General features: G+C 62.1%; 19 protein-coding genes and 1 pseudogene. 9 read left to right on the forward strand and 11 right to left on the reverse strand.

Annotated elements, in window-relative coordinates; genetic code table 11:
* Positions 1–2: 2 nt before the first annotated feature.
* Both rsxB and rsxA read right to left on the reverse strand, forming a co-directional pair.
* On the reverse strand, positions 3–569 hold the full coding sequence (gene rsxB, locus ACT5M9_RS20375) for an electron transport complex subunit RsxB (protein WP_438549682.1): 567 nt from the start codon (positions 567–569) through the stop codon (positions 3–5).
* Between the two features lie 4 nt (positions 570–573).
* Entirely contained in the window at positions 574–1,155 is a 582-nt protein-coding gene (gene rsxA / locus ACT5M9_RS20380) for an electron transport complex subunit RsxA (RefSeq protein WP_349921806.1), read from the reverse strand.
* 114 nt (positions 1,156–1,269) lie between these two features.
* Here rsxA and ACT5M9_RS20385 point away from each other — a divergent pair, with 114 nt between their 5' ends.
* Both ACT5M9_RS20385 and ACT5M9_RS20390 read left to right on the forward strand, forming a co-directional pair.
* Positions 1,270–2,166: a DMT family transporter gene (locus ACT5M9_RS20385; protein WP_457979300.1), complete on the forward strand. Its 897-nt coding sequence runs from the start codon at positions 1,270–1,272 to the stop codon at positions 2,164–2,166.
* A 51-nt stretch (positions 2,167–2,217) separates the two neighbouring features.
* On the forward strand, positions 2,218–2,415 hold the full coding sequence (locus tag ACT5M9_RS20390) for a hypothetical protein (protein ID WP_457979299.1): 198 nt from the start codon (positions 2,218–2,220) through the stop codon (positions 2,413–2,415).
* A gap of 63 nt (positions 2,416–2,478) precedes the next feature.
* Here the strand turns inward: ACT5M9_RS20390 and ACT5M9_RS20395 are convergent, their stop codons facing one another.
* The 3 genes and pseudogenes from ACT5M9_RS20395 to ACT5M9_RS20405 form a co-directional block, all read right to left on the reverse strand.
* A complete protein-coding gene (locus tag ACT5M9_RS20395; RefSeq protein ID WP_520395679.1) occupies positions 2,479–2,949 on the reverse strand; it encodes a methyl-accepting chemotaxis protein in 471 nt (156 codons plus the stop codon).
* Positions 2,950–3,018: 69 nt separating this feature from the next.
* Positions 3,019–3,792, reverse strand: a pseudogene (locus ACT5M9_RS20400) (PAS domain-containing protein); the annotation flags it as partial.
* Positions 3,793–4,203: 411 nt separating this feature from the next.
* Positions 4,204–4,656: a DUF4124 domain-containing protein gene (locus ACT5M9_RS20405; RefSeq protein WP_457979297.1), complete on the reverse strand. Its 453-nt coding sequence runs from the start codon at positions 4,654–4,656 to the stop codon at positions 4,204–4,206.
* Between the two features lie 310 nt (positions 4,657–4,966).
* Between ACT5M9_RS20405 and ACT5M9_RS20410 the strand changes: the two genes are divergently transcribed.
* From ACT5M9_RS20410 to ACT5M9_RS20430, 5 genes are all read left to right on the forward strand, one after another.
* Positions 4,967–5,323 carry an ArsR/SmtB family transcription factor gene (locus tag ACT5M9_RS20410; RefSeq protein ID WP_457979295.1) on the forward strand — a complete coding sequence of 119 codons (357 nt, stop codon included), beginning with the start codon at positions 4,967–4,969 and terminating at the stop codon, positions 5,321–5,323.
* A 34-nt stretch (positions 5,324–5,357) separates the two neighbouring features.
* Positions 5,358–6,422 carry an ACR3 family arsenite efflux transporter gene (gene arsB / locus ACT5M9_RS20415; RefSeq protein ID WP_457979293.1) on the forward strand — a complete coding sequence of 355 codons (1,065 nt, stop codon included), beginning with the start codon at positions 5,358–5,360 and terminating at the stop codon, positions 6,420–6,422.
* Positions 6,423–6,457: 35 nt separating this feature from the next.
* Entirely contained in the window at positions 6,458–6,880 is a 423-nt protein-coding gene (arsC, locus tag ACT5M9_RS20420; protein ID WP_457979291.1) for an arsenate reductase (glutaredoxin), read from the forward strand.
* A gap of 332 nt (positions 6,881–7,212) precedes the next feature.
* The gene (gene fabV / locus ACT5M9_RS20425) at positions 7,213–8,406 is read left to right on the forward strand and encodes an enoyl-ACP reductase FabV (RefSeq protein ID WP_457979289.1); all 1,194 of its coding nucleotides are present in this window, start codon (positions 7,213–7,215) and stop codon (positions 8,404–8,406) included.
* A gap of 160 nt (positions 8,407–8,566) precedes the next feature.
* On the forward strand, positions 8,567–10,042 hold the full coding sequence (locus tag ACT5M9_RS20430; protein ID WP_457979287.1) for a YfcC family protein: 1,476 nt from the start codon (positions 8,567–8,569) through the stop codon (positions 10,040–10,042).
* A gap of 65 nt (positions 10,043–10,107) precedes the next feature.
* Here ACT5M9_RS20430 and ACT5M9_RS20435 read toward each other — a convergent pair whose 3' ends face one another.
* Complete coding sequence (locus ACT5M9_RS20435; protein WP_457979285.1) at positions 10,108–11,322, reverse strand: pyridoxal phosphate-dependent aminotransferase; 1,215 nt, start codon at positions 11,320–11,322, stop codon at positions 10,108–10,110.
* A gap of 338 nt (positions 11,323–11,660) precedes the next feature.
* Here ACT5M9_RS20435 and ACT5M9_RS20440 point away from each other — a divergent pair, with 338 nt between their 5' ends.
* The gene (locus tag ACT5M9_RS20440) at positions 11,661–11,870 is read left to right on the forward strand and encodes a DUF1653 domain-containing protein (protein ID WP_457979283.1); all 210 of its coding nucleotides are present in this window, start codon (positions 11,661–11,663) and stop codon (positions 11,868–11,870) included.
* Positions 11,871–11,934: 64 nt separating this feature from the next.
* Here ACT5M9_RS20440 and ACT5M9_RS20445 read toward each other — a convergent pair whose 3' ends face one another.
* From ACT5M9_RS20445 to ACT5M9_RS20465, 5 genes are all read right to left on the reverse strand, one after another.
* Entirely contained in the window at positions 11,935–12,192 is a 258-nt protein-coding gene (locus tag ACT5M9_RS20445; protein ID WP_349921817.1) for a GrxA family glutaredoxin, read from the reverse strand.
* Positions 12,193–12,446: 254 nt separating this feature from the next.
* Positions 12,447–13,901: a D-alanyl-D-alanine carboxypeptidase/D-alanyl-D-alanine endopeptidase gene (dacB, locus tag ACT5M9_RS20450; RefSeq protein ID WP_457979281.1), complete on the reverse strand. Its 1,455-nt coding sequence runs from the start codon at positions 13,899–13,901 to the stop codon at positions 12,447–12,449.
* Positions 13,902–13,986: 85 nt separating this feature from the next.
* Positions 13,987–15,747 (reverse strand): DNA repair helicase RadD, encoded by a 1,761-nt coding sequence (radD, locus tag ACT5M9_RS20455; RefSeq protein ID WP_457979279.1) that lies wholly within the window; start codon positions 15,745–15,747, stop codon positions 13,987–13,989.
* A gap of 127 nt (positions 15,748–15,874) precedes the next feature.
* A complete protein-coding gene (locus tag ACT5M9_RS20460) occupies positions 15,875–16,912 on the reverse strand; it encodes an HlyD family secretion protein (protein WP_438549669.1) in 1,038 nt (345 codons plus the stop codon).
* A gap of 10 nt (positions 16,913–16,922) precedes the next feature.
* The gene (locus ACT5M9_RS20465) at positions 16,923–17,255 is read right to left on the reverse strand and encodes a DUF3302 domain-containing protein (protein WP_438549668.1); all 333 of its coding nucleotides are present in this window, start codon (positions 17,253–17,255) and stop codon (positions 16,923–16,925) included.
* A gap of 223 nt (positions 17,256–17,478) precedes the next feature.
* On the opposite strand from ACT5M9_RS20465, the gene ACT5M9_RS20470 reads away from it, so the two are divergent.
* Positions 17,479–19,122: a mechanosensitive ion channel family protein gene (locus ACT5M9_RS20470; RefSeq protein WP_457979277.1), complete on the forward strand. Its 1,644-nt coding sequence runs from the start codon at positions 17,479–17,481 to the stop codon at positions 19,120–19,122.
* Positions 19,123–19,135: the final 13 nt, after the last annotated feature.

The following is a 19,135-nucleotide window of genomic DNA, read 5'->3' on the forward strand; positions in this document are numbered from 1 at the left end:
GGTTACTCCACTATCTTGACCGGAATGGTGACCTTGGCCAGATCCCATTTCCAGTTATCGACCGTGGTCGGAACCGGGATCATTTCGATACAGTCGGTCGGGCAGGGGTCAACGCAGAGATCGCAACCCGTGCACTCGTTGGCGATGACGGTGTGCATCGCCTTGGTGGCACCCAGGATGGCGTCGACCGGGCAGGCCTGGATGCACTTGGTGCAACCGATGCACATGTCCTCATGGATGAAGGCGACCTTCTTGACGGGCACGGCGGCCTCGTCACCCCCCCCAAGGGGCAGGGGTTCGACCCCCATGAGGTCGGCAATCTTGCGCATGGTGGCATCGCCACCGGGCACGCACTTGTTGATCTGATCGCCGTTCGCCAGCGCCTCTGCATAGGGTTTGCAGCCCGGATAGCCACACTGGCCGCACTGGGTCTGGGGCAGCAGGGCGTCGAGCTGATCGACGATGGGATCGGCTTCCACATGAAACTTGACGGCGGCGAAGCCCAGGATGATGCCGAAGGCCAGGGCCAGCAGGGCCAGCACCAGAATGGCAAAGAGTATATGAGTCATAGCGCTATATCTTGATGAGGCCGGTAAAGCCCATGAAGGCAAGCGACATCAGGCCGGCGGTGACCATGGCGATGGAGACGCCGCGAAATGGGGCCGGCACGTCGGCGGCGACCAGGCGCTCACGCATGGCGGCGAACAGGATCAACACCAGGGAGAAACCGCAGGCGGCGCCGAAGCCGTAGATGATGCTCTGCATGAAGTTGTGGTGCTCGTTGATGCTGAGCAGGGCCACGCCGAGCACGGCGCAGTTGGTGGTGATGAGGGGCAGGAAGATGCCGAGCAGGCGATAGAGGGTCGGGCTGCTCTTGCGGATCACCATCTCGGTGAACTGCACCACCACGGCGATCACCAGGATGAAGCCCAGGGTGCGCAGATAGGCGATATTCAGCGGGATCAGGATATAGTGCTCCATCAGATAGGAGCAGGCGCTGGCCAGCGTCATCACGAAGGTGGTGGCCAGTCCCATGCCGATGGCGGTTTCCAGCTTGCCAGAGACCCCCATGAAGGGGCAGAGGCCGAGAAACTTCACCAGCACGAAGTTGTTGATCAGCACGGTGCCGACCAGTAAAAGCAGGTACTCAGTCATTGACGATGGGGTATCCGGTATGAAGGCGGCCGTATTATCTGATTTTAGGTGCCTTTAAACAACCGCAAGGCGGCATGGTTATTATTCGAATGGCCAATATTCATGGAGGAAGTGGTGCGCCCCTTACCGATCTTTACCCTGACCCTGGCGATGTTGCTCTGGTCCAGCTCCTTTATCGCCCTCAAGCACGTGCTGGAGGTCTGGTCCTTCGGCCAGGTGCTGTTCATGCGGATGCTGGTGGCCGCCTGTTGCTGGCTGCTCTGTTACCGCCAGCTCGACAACTTTCACTATCGGAAGGGGGACTGGCGCTGGCTGGCCCTGATGGGGGCGCTCGAACCCTGCCTCTATTTCCTGCTGGAGGTAAACGCCCTGCGCTACACCAGCGCCGGTCAGGCGGGCATGGTGTGCGCTCTCTTGCCCCTGATGGTGGCCCTGGTGGCCTTCGTACTGCTCAAGGAGCGGGTGAGCCGGCGTCAGCTGCTGGGTTTTGGCATCGCCATCTTCGGCATCGCCCTGCTGGGATTGGGAGAGGGGGAGGATGAGTTCGCGCCCAATGCCCTGCTTGGCAACAGCCTGGAGATGGGCGCCATGCTCTGCGCCGCCACTTATTCCGTGGTGTTCAAGAAGCTCTCCAGCCGTTACGGGGTGATGACGCTCACCGCGCTGCAGGCCTTCGTCGGCACCCTATTCTTCGCCCCCTTCGCCTTCAGCTCGCCCTGGCCAAGCGCCTGGGGCTGGCAGGACATGGCGGTCATCGTCTTCCTCGGCGCTTTCGTGACCCTAGGAGCTTACCTGCTCTACAACTGGTCGGTGACTCAGGTGAGGGTGACGCTGGCGGCGGCCTATGTGAATCTCATTCCGGTATTCACCCTGCTGCTCGCCTACCTGCTGCTGGGGGAAACCCTCAGCCCCCTGCAATGGGTTGCCTGCGCCGCCGTGCTGGCCGGCATCGCCGTGGGCCAGTTGCCGGCGAGGCGCGCCCGGGAGCCGGTTGCCACCGCAGGTCCTTGAACGCCCCTGCATGGACTACAGTCTGGGCAAACACTGTCGAGGAGCAGGCTTATGAGCGAGATGAGGTTATTGGCCAAGGCGCAGGCGCTGCTCGGCCACCACCCCTTCACCCTGACCGACGCCCGGGCGCTGGAGGCGCTGGAGGAGGAGGCCGTGGGGGAGGAGGGGCTCTGCATCGCCGAGCTGTGGGACGTGGCCCTGCTGCAGGCCGACGAGGAGGCCAGGCACTATCTGTCGGGGGAGGATTGACCCGAGGCATTGGACAAAACAACACGGGGCCAGGGGCCCCGTGTTGCTTGATGGGTTGGCGCCCTAGATGGAGAGGCTCTTGACGGTGTCCGAGACCGAGTTGGCGTCCTCGATGATCTCCTTGATGACCCCGGAGATGATGTTGGCCTGATCCTGCCCCGCCACCGCCTTGTCCGAGACGATGGAGACGGTCGCGGTGATGCGGGAGGTGATGTCCGAGTTGTGCTTGATGACGGAGACGATCTCGCTGGTGGAGCTGGAGGTGCGCGCCGCCAGTTGCCGCACCTCGTCCGCCACCACCGCGAAGCCGCGCCCTTGCTCGCCGGCCCGGGCCGCCTCGATGGCGGCGTTGAGGGCCAGCAGGTTGGTCTGATCCGCGATGCCGCTGATGGTGGAGATGATGGATTCAATGCTGCGGGATTGCTGGTTGAGCTGCTCTATCTGCTGGCTGACTTCCCCCACCGAGGTGTTGATGTGGCGGGAGGTCTCCAGCACCTTGTCGATCACCTCGCGCCCGCGAGCCGCGCTGGCCACCGTCTCGCTGGCGATGGTGCAGGCCTTCTGGGCCGCCTCCCGGGTGGAGATGGACTTCTCGACCCGCTCGGTGATGTCGCTCGCCAGCTTGATGATTTTGACCACCTTGCCCTCGTGGTTGAAGATGGGGTTGTAGGTCGCCTCCAGCCAGATCTTCTCGCCGCGATGACCGAGGCGCATGAAGAGGCCGGACTTGATGTCTCCCGAGCCGAGATCCCGCCAGAAGTTGGGGTTCTTCTGGTAAAACTCGGGATCGCAGAAGAGGCGGTGATGCTGGCCGACCACCTCCTCCAGCCTATAGCCGAAGCAGCGCAGGAAGTTCTGGTTGGCGGTGATGACGGTGCCGTCCGGCTGGAAGTCGATGACGGCGAGAGACTTGTCCAGCGCCGCCAGCAGGGCCTGGGTGCGTTCGAGGGACGACTGCTGCTGGGTCACGTCGGAGGCCACCTTGGCCACCCGGACGACCCGCCCCTCGGCGACGATGGGGAAGTAGGTCGCCTCCAGCCACACCGCCTTGCCCGATTTGGCCTGGCGGATGAAGCGACCGCTGCGAAACGCGCCGCCCCGCAGATCCTGCCACAGCTTCTCATACTCGGGGCGCTTGACGTCCTCGGGGAAGCAGAGGGTGCTGTGATGCTTGCCGATCACCTCCTCGCGGCTGAATCCCACTATCTGCAGGAACAGCTCGTTGACGAAGGTGACTATGCCCGCCGGGGTGAACTGGATATAGGGGACCTGGGACTGGATGGCATGCTCGAAGGCGCTCAACTCCGCCATCTTCGCCACCTGTTCACTCGCTTCTTGGTTTGCCTTGCGATTCCAGAACATAGGGAACTCCTCCATGAGATCCTTGAATGGGTCATAACGGTTACTTGAGCTTGTTAACAATAGCGGCAATCTCCGATAAAGCTGAACATGCCGTGAATGAAACTTTTGTGTATTTCGCTGTTTAATTTGGGATTAATTCGTTTATATCCTGCAATTTCACCCATCTGTATTCAAATGAACTCGTTTTTGGCCGGTCCGCGCCAGCTTCTGTCTGGTCCATGGATAACACTATGGTGGGTACCTCACCATTGCCCGAATGGCGGTTCGGCCTCTTCGCTCGCTTGCCGGGGGGCTGGCGTTGCCAGCCAGGGTGGCAGAAGCCTCTTTCGAGACACAGTGTTGGGAGGAAGAGGGATGGGTTGGGGGAGCCTTGGCTCCCCTGTTTATTTCGTATTCTCAGCCCCGAAGGCCGACCCGGCGGGCGTGCTACTTCTGTTGCTGCAGGGTCTTTATCTGCTGGTTAAGGGCTTCCATCTCGCTCTTGTGGCGGCGGGTCATGGCCTGGATCTCGGCGGCAGAGCGTCTCTCGCCGGCCCCATCGGCTTGGGATCCTGTGGTGCCCGTCAGCTGTTCGTTGTAGCGGGTGATCTCGCTGTTCATCTTCAGGGTCTTGGCCTCGGCCTCCGCGCGAAGGGCGGCCAGCTGGCGCTGCTTCTGGCTGGCGGCGAGATCCTTTTCAATCGCCTCTGTCTGCTTGCTGGCCTGGGTCACCGCCTCGGCGGGTGGGGTGTAGATGCGCAGATCCATGGGCTTGGCATTCCCGGCGCAGGGAATGTCGCTGAAAGTGACGTTGCCGTTGACGGTGCACTGGTAAACGGCGGCCTGGGCCAGTGACGGGGCGAGCAGGCTGACGAAACAGATGACCAGAGTGCGTGACATGGATCCCTCCTTGGACCTTTACCCTGCGCTCGGGCAGGGGCTGGGCAGACTGTGCGCCAGCATCACCGGATACTTGAAACAATAGTCGTTTCCCCGGCTCATCCCACCCCAAATCGCCCTCGTTCCGACGCAAAAGGGTGGTGTTGAATCATTCAGGTTTCAGATGACCATCCTCTCGGCCTCTGCGGAGGGCCACGCGGAGAGCCACCGGGGATCGGCTCGCCAGGGATCACCGGTCGTCGGGCTGGCGGGTGTGGCATCACTTCAACTATTCTTGTATAGTTGAAGTGATTGTTCCAGGAGACAGATCATGAACAGAGAAGCCGCCACCAAGGTATTCGAATCCCTCTCATCAGGTATCCGGCTGGATGCCTGGCGCCTGCTGGCCAAGGCCGGGCCCGATGGCATGGTGGCCGGGGAACTGGCCAGCAGCCTGGAACTCGCCGCCAATACCCTCTCGTTTCACCTCAAGGCGATGCTGCATGCCGGTCTGTTGTCGGTCACGCAGGAAGGTCGCTTCTTGCGTTATCGCGCGAACATTTCCCTGATGGTCGAGCTGATCGGTTATCTCACCGAGGAGTGCTGTGCCGGCCACCCGGAGGCCTGCGGCATCGGCTGCATCGATCCCTCTACCCAGCTCGCGCAATCCTGCTGCGCCAAGGCATAACCCATTCACCAAGCGTGTTCTTACCGGAGTTCAAATGTCTGCTGTATGTGATGCGAAGGCCGCGCCGGCCATCGGCTTTTTCGAGCGTTACCTGACCGCCTGGGTGGCGCTCTGTATCCTGGTGGGCATAGGGCTCGGCCAGGGACTGCCGGAACTGTTCAAGGCCATAGGTGCCATGGAGGTGGCCAGGGTCAACCTGCCGGTGGGGTTGCTCATCTGGGTGATGATCATCCCCATGCTGCTCAAGATCGACTTCGGCGCGCTCCATCAGGTGAAGGGGCACATGAAGGGGATCGGGGTCACCCTCTTCATCAACTGGCTGGTCAAGCCCTTCTCCATGGCCTTCCTCGGCTGGTTGTTTATCCGGGGCCTGTTTGCGGACTGGCTGCCGGCCGATCAGCTCGACAGCTATGTGGCGGGTCTGATCCTGCTGGCCGCCGCCCCCTGCACCGCCATGGTATTTGTATGGAGCCGTCTCACCCACGGTGATCCCTACTTCACCCTCTCCCAGGTGGCGGTGAACGACCTCATCATGGTGTTTGCCTTTGCCCCGCTGGTGGCGCTCTTGCTCGGGGTCTCCAGCATAGTAGTGCCCTGGGATACCCTGCTCACCTCTGTGGTGCTCTATATCGTCATCCCGGTCATCCTCGCCCAGGTGCTGCGCAGCGTCTTGCTGCGCAAGGGGCAGGCAAGCTTCGATAACGCCATGGCGCACATTCAACCCTGGTCGGTGGCGGCCCTGCTGCTCACCCTGGTGCTGCTGTTCGCCTTCCAGGGCAATGCCATCATAGAGCAGCCGATGGTGATCGCCTTGCTGGCGGTACCTATCCTGATCCAGGTGTTGTTCAACTCGGGGCTGGCCTACTGGCTGAACCGCAGGGTGGGGGAGAAGCACTCGGTCGCCTGTCCCTCCGCGCTGATCGGAGCCTCCAACTTCTTCGAGCTGGCGGTGGCGGCCGCCATCAGCCTGTTTGGTTTCCACTCCGGCGCGGCGCTGGCCACCGTCGTCGGGGTGCTGATCGAGGTGCCCGTCATGCTGGTGGTGGTGCGCATCGTCAACGCCAGCAAGCCCTGGTATGAAGCCGGCATCCGCTCGTAACCCGTTTTATCCACTTGAATCAAGAGAGGACCGCCATGAGTGCGATCACCATCTATCACAACCCGGAGTGCGGCACCTCCCGCAATACCCTGGCGCTGATCCGCAATGCGGGTATCGAGCCCGATGTCATCCACTATCTGGAGACCCCCCCGTCACGGAGCGAACTGCTGGCCTTGATCGCCGCCATGGGCATGTCGGTGCGTACACTGTTGCGCAAGAACGTACCGCCCTATGAGGTGCTGGGTCTGGCCGAGGCGCGTAGCGATGACGAGTTGATCGATGCCATGCTGGCCCATCCCATCCTCATCAACCGCCCCATCGTCGTGACACCGCTTGGCACCCGGCTCTGCCGGCCGTCGGAGGTGGTGCTGGATATCCTGCTGACCCCGCAGCAAGGGGCCTTCACCAAGGAAGATGGCGAGCGGGTCGTCGACGAGAGCGGCAGACGCATCAAATAACGCCTCACCTTCCTCTCTCGAACCCATATAGCGCCATGCCAGGGGGGCCACTGGCGATGGTGCAGGGCCTCCAACATGGCGCTATGGCAGCCCTTGTCTGGTTACGCGATCCCGATATGGCTGGGAGGGGATCAAGCATTCCACCGGCGGTTCCATCGAAGACCCGGTCCCGTTTGCCTATCGTCTTATCCAGAAGGGCTCTTCATTTCTTGCGGCGGGCTACAGTCCATTCGCCTATTTTGCGCGGGTTCAACACATCAGAGCACCTAATCGCGGCAAGATGAGGTATCTTATGCCCCGATTTCATCCATCAAACGGATAAGAGACAACACATGATCATCAAACCCAAGGTTCGTGGCTTTATCTGCACCACCACCCACCCGGTTGGCTGCGAGGCCAATGTCCGTCGCCAGATCGCCTACACCCAGGCACAGGGAACCATCGAGAATGGTCCCAAGAAGGTACTGGTGATCGGCGCCTCCACCGGTTATGGCCTGGCTTCCCGCATCGCCACCGCCTTTGGCTCCGGCGCCGCCACCATTGGCGTCTTCTTCGAAAAAGCGGGCACAGAGACCAAGCCCGCCACCGCCGGTTGGTACAACTCCGCCGCCTTTGACAAGGCTGCCAAGGAAGCCGGCCTCTACGCCAAGAGTGTCAACGGCGATGCCTTCTCCAACGAATGCCGCGACACCGTGATCGATCTCATCAAGCAGGATCTCGGTCAGATCGATCTGGTGGTCTACTCCCTGGCCTCCCCGGTGCGCAAGCTGCCGGATACCGGCGAAGTGGTGCGCTCTGCTCTCAAGCCCATCGGCGAGACCTACACCACCACCGCCATCGATACCAACAAGGATCAGATCATCACCGCCACCGTCGAGCCGGCGAATGAGGAAGAGATCGCGAACACCATCACCGTCATGGGCGGTCAGGACTGGGAGCTGTGGATGGCGGCCCTGCGTGATGCGGGCGTGCTGGCGGACGGCGCCAAGTCCGTGGCCTACTCCTACATCGGCACCGATCTGACCTGGCCCATCTACTGGCATGGCACCCTGGGCCGCGCCAAGGAAGACCTGGACCGCGCCGCCAGAGCCATCCGTGGTGATCTGGCCGGCAAAGGCGGTACCGCCCACGTGGCCGTGCTGAAATCCGTGGTGACCCAGGCCTCCAGCGCCATCCCTGTGATGCCGCTCTACATCTCCATGGCCTTCAAGATCATGAAGGAGAAGGGCATCCACGAGGGCTGCATGGAGCAGGTCTATCGCATGATGCGCACCCGCCTGTATGGCGCCGATCTGGCCCTGGACGAGCAGGCCCGCATCCGCATGGATGACTGGGAGCTGCGTGACGACGTACAGCAGACCTGCCGCGATCTCTGGCCGTCCATCACCACCGAGAACCTGTCCGAGCTCACCGATTACACCGGCTACAAGCAGGAGTTCCTGCGCCTGTTCGGTTTCGGTCTGGACGAGGTGGATTACGACGCCGACGTGAACCCGGACGTGCGTTTCGACGTGGTCGAGCTCTGAGCCTGACCGCGATGAAGAGGGGCCCTGCGGGGCCCTTTTTTTGTGGGAAATCATCGGGCTTCACCGAGTTTTATTATTCTCGATCACCTTTTTGACTCATCAAACCCGCTAGTCTTGCGCTGATCGGATCACGTGACGGCTCTGCCGAGGAAGGGAAACTATGACCAGCCCCCAAGCGGCGCGAAAGAAGCGCCAACTCCCCACCGTTTATACCCTGCTCTTCATCATCATCGCCCTGATGGCGGCCCTCACCTGGGTGCTGCCAGCGGGCAAGTACAACTATGTCACCGCCGACAGCAAGCAGCCCATAGCGGCCGCGGCCGTGGCGGCTTACAGCGGCGGAGAGCGCCTGTTGCCGGTGCCGGGCAGCTACACCGAGCTGCCGTCTCACCCCCAGGGGGTGTTCGAGGTGCTCAAGGCCCCCATCCAGGGCTTTCACAAGGCGGCCGACGTGGCGCTGTTCGTGCTCATCATCGGCGGCTTCCTGGCGGTAACCATGCAGAGCGGCGCCCTGGATGCGGGGGTGGGCGCAATCGTGCGCGCCTTCGCCGGCCGGGAGCGGCTGCTCATCCCCGTGCTGATCGCCCTGTTTGCCCTCGGTGGCTCCACCTTCGGCATGGCGGAGGAGACGGTGGCCTTCTGGGCGCTTATCGTGCCGGTCATGATGGCGGCGGGCTTCGATCGCATGGTGGCGGCGGGGATCATCCTGCTCGGCTCCGGGGTCGGGGTGCTGGCCTCCACCGTCAACCCCTTTGCCACCGGCATCGCCTCCGGCTTTGCCGGCATCCCCATCGGCGATGGGATAGGCCTTCGTGTCATCCAGTGGCTGCTGCTGGTGATCTTCGCCTCCTGGTTCGTGATGCGCTACGCCAAGCGGGTGCAGCAGGACAGGAGCAGCTCAGTGCTCGCCGATATCCAGTACGATGACGAGTTCGCCCAGATGAAGAGCGGGGACGGGGTATTCAGCGGCAAGCAGAAGCTCACCATGGCGGTCTTCTTCGCCACCTTCCTGCTGATGATCTATGCGGTGGTGCCCTGGTCTGATCTGGGGATCGACCTGTTGCCGACCCTGGGCTGGTGGTTCGACGAGCTCTCCACCCTGTTCTTCAGCGCCTCCATCCTCATCGCCCTCATCAACCGGATGCCGGAGTCCAACTACGTGGCCACCTTCCTCGAGGGGGCGCGGGATCTCATCGGGGTGGCGCTGGTGGTGGCGGTGGCCCGTGGCATCTATGTGGTGATGGAGCAGGGGGTCATCATCGACACCATATTGCACTGGGCGGAGGGGCTGGTGACCGGCCTGTCGTCGTCGGTGTTCATCCTGATGGCCTATCTGGTGCACATCATCCTGAGCTTCTTCATCCCCTCGACCTCGGGGCTCGCCACCGTCTCCATGCCGCTGATGGGGCCGCTCTCGGACTTCTCCGGCATCTCCCGGGATCTGGTGATCACCGCCTATCAGTCCGCCTCCGGCTGGATCAACCTGTTCGCCCCCACAGCCGCGCACCTGGTGGCCGGGCTGGCGCTCGCCAAGATCCCCTACGATCGCTTCGTGCGCTGGGTCTTGCCATTCATCGTCGGGGTGGCCCTCATCACCATGGGGGTGCTGGTGGCCGGGGCCCTGCTGCACGGCTGATAGCCAGGATCCAAACGACAGATAGCAAAAAGGCTCCCGCGGGAGCCTTTTTTCATGAGCCGTGCTTACTGCTTGTAGCCCTTGAGGAAGCGGGCGAAGCGGCCGATGGCCTCTTCCAGCTCCTCTTCCCGGGGCAGGAACACCAGCCGGAAGTGATCCGGTGCGGGCCAGTTGAAGCCGGTCCCCTGCACCAGCAGCAATTTCTCTTGCTGCAGCAGGTCGAACACCATCTTCTGGTCGTCGCGGATGTCGTACACCTTGGGGTCGAGGCGCGGGAACATGTAGAGCGCTCCCTTGGGCTTGACGCAGGAGACGCCGGGGATCTCGTTCAAGAGCTCCCAGGCCTTGTCCCGTTGACGGCGCAACCTGCCGCCCGGCAGGATCAACTCGTTGATGCTCTGATAGCCGCCGAGGGCCGCCTGGATGGCGTGCTGCATGGGCACGTTGGAGCACAGCCGCATGGAGGCCAGCATCTCCAGCCCCTCGATGTAGCCACGGGCACGCCCCTTGGGCCCTGTGATGACCATCCAGCCCTGGCGGAAGCCGCAGGCGCGGTACGCCTTGGAGAGGCCGTTGAAGGTCACCACCATCACATCGTCACACAGGGTGCAGACGCTGGTGTGGGAGATGTCGTCGTAGAGGATCTTGTCGTAGATCTCGTCGGCGAAGATGATGAGGTTGTGCTGGCGGGCGATCTCGATAAGCTCCAGCAGGAACTCGCTGCCGTAGACGGCGCCAGTCGGGTTGTTCGGATTGATCAGCACCAGGCCGCGGGTGCGCGGGGTGATGCGGGCACGGATGTCGTCCAGATCCGGATACCAGTCGGCCCCTTCGTCGCAGCGATAGTGCACCGCATGGCCGCCGGAGAGGGTCACCGCCGCGGTCCAGAGCGGGTAGTCGGGGGAGGGCACCAGCATCTCGTCGCCGTTGTTGAGCAGCGCCTGCATGGCCATCACGATGAGCTCGCTCGCGCCGTTACCGATGTAGATGTCATCGATATCGACCTTGCGCATCCCCTTCTGCTGGTAGTACTGCATCACCGCCTTGCGGGCGGAGAAGAGCCCCTTGGAGTCGCAGTAGCCCTGGCTGTGGGGCATGTTGAGGATCACATCCTTGATGAGCTCTTCCGGCGCTTCGAAACCGAAGGAGGCCAGGTTGCCGATATTGAGCTTGAGAATGCGGTGGCCTTCGTCTTCGAGACGGCGAGCTTCTTTATGCACCGGGCCGCGAATGTCATAGCAGACATCGTCGAGCTTGTGCGACTTGTCGATAGTGAACATGGTGAGCGTGATTCCTTCCCCTGGGGGCGCGTTGGCAGAAAGCGTTTTTTAGTATCAAATATTTCTACCCCTATTCTTCACAGAATTGAATGCTAGAACAATCTAATTTATGGAATAAATCCCTGATATTTGGCCCAGAAACAGTGTTGCCAACTCGTTAAATTCAGCAGGATGTTTTGCCCGTTTACGCACCAGGCAGTGAAAGATTGGGAATGACCCGAGAAAGCCACTGCGGTGTATTGAAATAAGCGGCCCATCTGGCACGATTGGCTGGTCTGAAAAAGGGCGCCCGCCGCCCCCCTGAACGGGGTACTCTCATCCATCATAGAGGCGTTGTCATGCAAGCACCGGCACCCGGTCGTTATCGTCACTTCAAGGGGGGCCTCTATCGGGTGCTCACCCTGGCCCTTCATACCGAGACCCAGGAGCAGCTGGTCATCTATCAATCCGAGCAAGATGGCACCGTCTATGCCAGACCCGTCGCCATGTTCATGGAGTGGATAGAGCATCAGGGACAGGTGGTGAGCCGCTTTACGCCACTGCCGTGAACCCACGCCATCGACCCGTAAAAAAGGCGCCATCAGGCGCCTTTTTGTTGTGCAATCGTTCGGATCAGAGCCCCAGATTGGCTCTGGCATAGGCTTCGAAGTCGGTGCAGCCGCCGATGTGCTGCTCGTCCAGGAAGATCTGCGGCACAGTGGTGACCGGCTTGCCCGCCTTGGCGGCCAGATCGTCCTTGGTGAGCCCTTCGGCGTTGATGTCCACGTAGCGGAACTCGAAGTCATCGCGATCCTCGGTCAGCTGCTCGGCGATCTGCTTGGCACGGACACAATAGGGGCAACCGGGGCGACCAAAAATTTCTACAAACATCTTTTCTCTCCGTTAAGTGAGGCCCTTGAGGTGAGGCTGGCCACAGCATAGTCCCGCCTCATGGCCAGTCAAAGTGGAAATGGCCGATACGGCCATTCGCCATATTCGATGGATCAGCCCTGCTCAAGGCTGTTTATTGCTCGGCAATTTGAATGGGTTGCTGCTGGTAGATGCTCTCCAGAATGCCCATCTCGAACACCGTTCGTGGCATGGAGCCGCCTTGCGGGCAAGGCGACACCTCTGCTCAAGGCTGTTTATTGCTCGGCGATCTGGATGGGCTGCTGCTGGTAGATGCTCTCCAGAATGCCCTTCTCGAACACTGTCCAGGGCCAGGGTGCCTTGCTGGCGCGGTAGCGCTCATGGGTGGCCGGATCCTGGGAGAGGCCGCGCTGGAACACCACGAAGGCCTTGCGCTGACCGCCTGCGGTGTCGATGAAGCCCGCGAGGTTGGAGGTGCCCGTGATGGTGCCGGTCTTGGCGTGCACCTTGTTCTTCATCATGGGGGCGGTGACGCTGCGGCGCCAGGCCAGGGTGCCGTCCACCTGGGAGCTTGGCAGCAGCTTGATGAAGTCGAGCTGGGCGTCGTTCTTCTGGATGAAGTTCAGTACCGACAGCATCTGGCGGGCGCTGATGAGGTTGTGGGCGGAGAGGCCGGAGCCATCTGCCAGGGTGGCGTTGCCCAGATCGATGCCGTTCTTGGTCAGGATGGCGCGCACCGCCATGGTGCCGCTGCGATAGCTGCCCGGCTTGTTGTAGTAGTGACGGCCGACGGTCTTCAGGAAGGTATCGGCGTAGAGGTTGTCCGATTTCTTCAGCATCTTGGAGAGCATGACCGGCAGGGAGACGGAGTAGTGGGTGGCCAGGGTCTGTGCACCCACCGGGGCCTGATGGGTGACTCGCAGCAGGCCGTCGTGGCTGATGCCGGCACGGTTCATGGCCCAGCGGATATTGTCCCAGCCCCAGGCTTCCACGTCGTGGATGGCAAAGCGCAAGCCCTGCGGCTCCTTGTTCGGGGTGATGCAGCCCTTGAGCTCATAGAAGTTGCCCTTGGCCATGTCCACTTCCAGGGCGCAGAACTGGCGCGCCATGTCCCCATAGCTCATCACCTCCACGTTGTCGGCACCGATGCCGATGGGCACGCCGGTGGCGACGTTGCCCACAGCGGGTTTGCCAATCTGGGTGGCGGTGACGGTGCCGTAGGCGCAGTTCTTGTCGATGATGACAGAGGAGACCGGGGCCGCGAAGCAGAGGGTCTGATCCCCCCATGACCAGCCGTTGCCGCGCTCGTAGCCGTTGTAGGCGCCGGTGTTGACGTAGACATTGCCCTTGATGCGGGTCACGCCGAGCTGCTTGAACAGGGCGACCAGATCCATGCGCGACAAAGTGGGGTCGCCGACGAAGTTGATCCAGATGTCACCGTTGATGGCATCCCCCTGCTTGGCACCGGCCTGGGCCTGGATGTCGGTGGCGAAGCGGAAATCGGCGCCGAGCTCGAGGCGGGCGGCCAGGGCGGTGAGCACCTTCATGGTGGAGGCGGGGGCTATCATGTCGTCGGCGTGGCTTGCAAATTCCACCCCGTTGCTGCCCTGCACGATGACGGCGTACTGGCCTCCCTTGGGGGGGGTCAGCGGGGAGGCGTGGGCCTGTAGGGAAAAGAGCGCCGCAAAGAGCGGGGCGAACAGAGCATAAAAACCAATCAACAGCCGCATAAGATCCTCAAACTGAACGAAAGGGGCCAGGCATCTCGCGCTATCCCCGATAATCAAAACCGGTATTTCACCTGCCAGGGTGCCATCAGCCGAGGGTGTCGGCGGTGCGATAGCGCCCCTGATAGTCAAAAATTTTCTCCTTCACCTGCCAGAAGCGCCCGGATTTGCGGGCGATGACGAAGTCCGGGTGGCGAAACTGGCTCTCGGCGGCCAGCACGCTCTCCAGGGTGGTGAATTCGGGCTCAAGGCCCGGGGCGGGCCAATGATGACGCACAAAGCGCTGTTGAAACAAGCGCCGTGCACCGCTCGAGTGAAAGCCGAAGTACTCCACCAGGGTCAGGCCGTCCTCATCGTGGTAGGTCACCTCCAGCCGCTCCCCCTGTTTGCCGCGGCCGCTGGTGAGGCTCAGGCCGGCGCAGCGGATCACCATGCAGTCCTTGAGATTGAGGGCCTCTTTCAGCTTGTCGTCCGGGTCTACCAGCAGCTGATCGCAGGACTGGCAACGACGGGCGGCGATGTCGTTCTCGGCGCCACAGGCGGGACAGCTCTTGGCGCGAAAACGGTAATCGCACTCCTCCCGGTTCCCCTCGTCATCCTCGAACAGCCCCTGACAGCGGCGGCCGTAGTGCTCTATCACCTTGCCATCCTCGTCCGTCTTGCCCCAGAAGGTGTTGGCAAAGCCGCAGGCGGGGCAGGGCACCTGCACCGGCTCCGTGCCGGCGTGGGGGCGAGGCTCGCCCACCTCGGGGGCAAACAGGTTGAAGTTGTTGCCGGCATAGTCGAGCACCAGGCAATCCTCCTTGCCTGGCGAGAGCCGCAGGCCCCGGCCGACGATCTGCTGGTAGAGGGACACCGACTCTGTCGGCCGCAGCATCACGATGAGATCCACGTGGGGGGCATCGAAGCCCGTGGTGAGCACCGCCACGTTGACCAGGAACTTGAGCTCCCGCCCCTTGAACGCCTGGATCAGGGCGTCGCGCTCCGGCCCCGGGGTCTCCCCCGTGATAAGGGCGGCCAGCTCCCCTTTGGCGCCGAGCAGGCCGTGGATCTCCCGGGCATGCTCGACGGTGGCGGCGAAGATCATCACCCCCTGCCGCTTGGCCGCATAGTCCAGCACCTGGCCGATGATGTGGGGGGTGACCCGCTGCTGGCGTTTGAGCTCGCCGTTGAGATCCGCCTCGCTGAACAGGCCGTTCTCCCGCGGGATCAGCCGGCTGAAGTCGTAGTGGACTATGGGGGCATCGACCAGACGCGGCGGCGTCAGGTAGCCATTCTTGACCATGAAGCGCAGAGGCAGTTCGAACACGCAGTCCCCGAACAGCCGCTCCCCGTGGCTCTTCACCATGCCGTGATAGTGGCGGCGGTAGATCCAGCCCAAGCCCAGCCGATAGGGGGTGGCGGTGAGCCCCAGGATCTTGAGGGCCGGGTTGGCGGCTTTCAGGTGAGCAATCACCTGGTGGTACTGGCTGCCATCATCCAGCGAAACTCGGTGGCACTCGTCGATGATGAGCAGGGAGAAGGCCCCGTCGAAGGCGTCCAGATTGCGGGCCACGGATTGCACCGAACCGAACACCACCTGGGCACTGGCCTCTTTGCGCGCGAGGCCGGCGGCGAAGATGTCGGCCTTGAGCCCCCAGGCCTCGTACTTGGCGTGGTTCTGCTCCACCAGCTCCTTGACGTGGGCCAGCACCAGCACGCGGCCACGGGCCTTGCGGGCCAGCTCGGCGATCACCAGGCTCTTGCCGGCCCCGGTGGGCAGCACCACCACGGCGGGATCCGGGTGCTGGCGAAAATGCTGGATGACGGCGTTGACCGCGTCGGTTTGATAGGGTCTGAGGACGAACATGGGGAGACTGGCCGGTGCGAGGTGGCGCCATTATAGGGATCTTGCGCGCAAAATGCAGCGGGCAGGGCACCGTCCCAAATGAAACGGGCCAGCATCAGGCTGGCCCGTTGGCAATAAGCAGGTTTGCTTAGTGGAAGGGGAACAGGTAGTTGAGCCAGCTACCCATGCGCATCAGGATCTTGCGCATGATGGCCACGTGGTGGACATGCTCGGTGTAGATGGCGGCCTGGCCGCTGGAGCCCGCGATCACCTGATACTTGGCCCACTCGGGGTCGGTGATCTCGAGGATGATGGGCAATCGGCCCGGTACCTGGGCCGTGGTCTGGTCGATGAGACCGGCCTGGGCCTGGATGTTACCCGGCGCCATGGCGGGGATCACCGACTGCACCCTGGCCTTGAAGATGCGGCCCGGGATGCCGTCCAGCACCACTTCGGCCTCATCCCCCGCCTTCAGGCGCTGCATGCTGTTCTGCCAGAACCAGCCGACGTAGGAGTTGGCGTCCTCGTTGATGAAGGTCATCACGGGGCGATACATGAAGGGGGCGGCGATCATGCCAGGGCGCAGGGCCAGCTGCACCACGTGACCGTCGGTGGGGGCATAGACCACGGTCTGCTCGAGCTCGTACTTGGCGATGTTGAGCTGGGCGGTGAGATCATCCAGCGACGCCTTCTGCTGGTCGATCTGGGCGACGATGTCGTCCACGTTGGCCTGGGTCACGTCCAGATCACGCTGCTTGCCGATGCCGCGACGCACCAGCTCCAGGGCGCGATCCCGGTCCAGACTGGCGGAGCGCAGCCGGGCGTCCAGGGCTTTCAGGAAATCGGTGTTGGAGGCGAGACGTGCGGTCAGGCTGGCGACGCGCTCCTGGAAGGGCACCGCATCGAGACGGAACAGCACGTCCCCCTTCTTGACCGGCTGGTTGGCCTTGACCGGCACCTCGCTGACGCGGCCCTTGACCAGAGGCACTATGGGGGTGGAGACATAGTAGTTGCGTGCCAACTCCGAATAGGGGTGGTTGTAGTTCATCAGGGTGATGAGGGCCCCGATGATGAAGACGCCACCGAGCACGGCGGTCGGCACGGTCCACTTGTTGAGCGGGATCTTGAAGATCTTGAAAATGCCTATACAGATGGCGGTATAGGTGAGGATCAGTAGCAGGTCCATGGAGAGTTACCTATTTGTCAGTCTGTTCGAGCGTGTTCATGCGGGCTTGCAAGGCGGCTACTTCTTGTCTGAGCGCGTTGAGCTCATCTTCGTCTTTTTGCAGGCGCTGGCTGAAGCCCCAGCCCCGATCCGGGCGATAGACGGTGGCCCAGATCCAGAGGAATGGCCAGAGCACGTGCAGGGTGAACAGGCTCACCCAGCCGGCCACATGTATGGCGTCCTGGTGGGGGTGATTACGATGCTTGGCTATTTCGTACGGAATATCGTGAATGACGATGATCCCGTAGAACATGACCAAGACGACAAACACCAGAATGCCCAGGGCTATGTAGTCAAGTACCATCGATTTCTCCCATCTGAGTCGCTAAAAATGCCCCGATTGTCGAATCGAGGCATCCGGCCATGATGACAGCATATTACGTCGGCGCAAGACTGCAATCAGAGAGTTGGTGTGCTGGTACAGCCATGGTTCATCGGTTGCTCATTTATCGCACAAAATTGATTTGGTTAGATAAAATCAAACTGCAATGGATGCCCGTGCGGGGGCCCAGGGAGAGGTGAGCCTGATGAACAAATGGCGCTGTAGTGAGGGATGGCGGCTTGGTCTGTTGCTGATCTGCCTGTTGTTAGCTCGCGTTGGCTGGACGGCCGAGCCCAGGATGGAGCCCAATGAGCAGGAGTTGGCCCAGACCCTGATCCTGCTCCACGAGCCCATCGTCATGCTGCCGGCAAAGTATGGCAGCCTGGATGGGGCGGCCAGGGTACGGCTGGCCCATGAGCGGATCCAGCGGATGGCGCCCAGCGACCTCATCTCGCCGGTGACGGTGGCGCAGGGCACCCGGCACGGCCAGGACAGCCGGGAGTTTCTGGTCAACGGCAAGCGCATCCTGGTGCTGTTGGCGGGGGATCTCGATGAATTCGACGAGCTGACCCTGGATCAGGCGGCCGAACGCGTCAAAAACCGGCTCGACGGGGTGCGCATCAAGTATCTCGAGCTGCACTCGACCCCCTATTTGCTCAAGGCCGTCGGCAAGACGCTGCTGGTGAGCTTGCTCTTCTTTGCGCTGGTCTGGCTGCTGCAAAGGGGGCTCAGGCGCGTCAAGAAATGGCTCGCCAACCGGCTGTTGCTGCAAAAGGGGCTGATCCCCCACCAGTGGCGCCAGGTGGCGGGCAATGTGGAGGCCAGGCTGCTGAGCCTGCTGGTCTTGCTGCTGATCTTCGGGATCACCTACGGCTGGCTCACCTATGTGCTCGGGCTCTTCCCACAGACCCGGGCCTGGAGCGATCGCCTCGGGGACTCCCTGTTTGCCCTGTGCGCCGACATGCTGGAGGGGATCATCGCCGCCATGCCGGGGCTGGTGACCGTGCTCCTCATCATCGTCATCACCCGCTTCTTCATCCGCATGCTGGCCATCCTGTTCGATCGCATCGAGCGAGGGCAGTTCAGGCTGCAGGGGTTGCATGCGGAGACCATAGGCGCGACCCGGCGATTGCTCTCCGTGGTGATCTGGCTGTTCGCCCTGGCGGTGGCCTACCCCTATCTGCCGGGGGCCGACTCCGATGCGTTCAAGGGGATCAGCGTCTTCTTCGGCCTGATGGTGACGCTCGGCTCAGCCGGCGTGATGAACCATGCCATGAGCGGTCTGGTGCTCATCTACTCCCGCGCCTTGCGGCCAGGGGATCTGGTGCAGATAGGGGATGTGGAGGGCATGGTGACCGAGCTCAACGCCCTCTCCACCAAGCTGGTCACCCGTCAGGAGCACGAGGTGACCCTGCCCAATGCCGTGGTGGTCGGTGGCCGGGTCACCAACCTCACCCGGCTGGCGGGTGCCAAGGGAGTGGCCCTGCTGACCAAGGTGACCATAGGCTACGACACCCCCTGGCGTCAGGTGCACGCCATGCTGGAGCTCGCGGCCAGGCGCTGCCAGCTCATCAATCAGGATGAGCCTCCCCTGGTGCGTCAGCTCAACCTGCAGGACTGGTATGTGGAGTACGAGCTGCAGGTGCGCATGAAAGGGGATCTGCTGCCGGCGCCGGTCAAGACCGAGCTGCACGGCCATATCCAGGATGTGTTCAACGAGTTCGGGGTGCAGATCATGTCCCCCAACTTCATCGCCCAGCCGGATCAGGCGGTGCTGGTGGCGAAGGCGCACTGGTATCAGGCTCCCGCAGAGGCCCCCAGGGGGGAGGGCGTGGGCAAACAGGAATAGCGGTGTGGATAGG

This window comes from Aeromonas sp. AE23HZ002T15, from assembly GCF_054165525.2.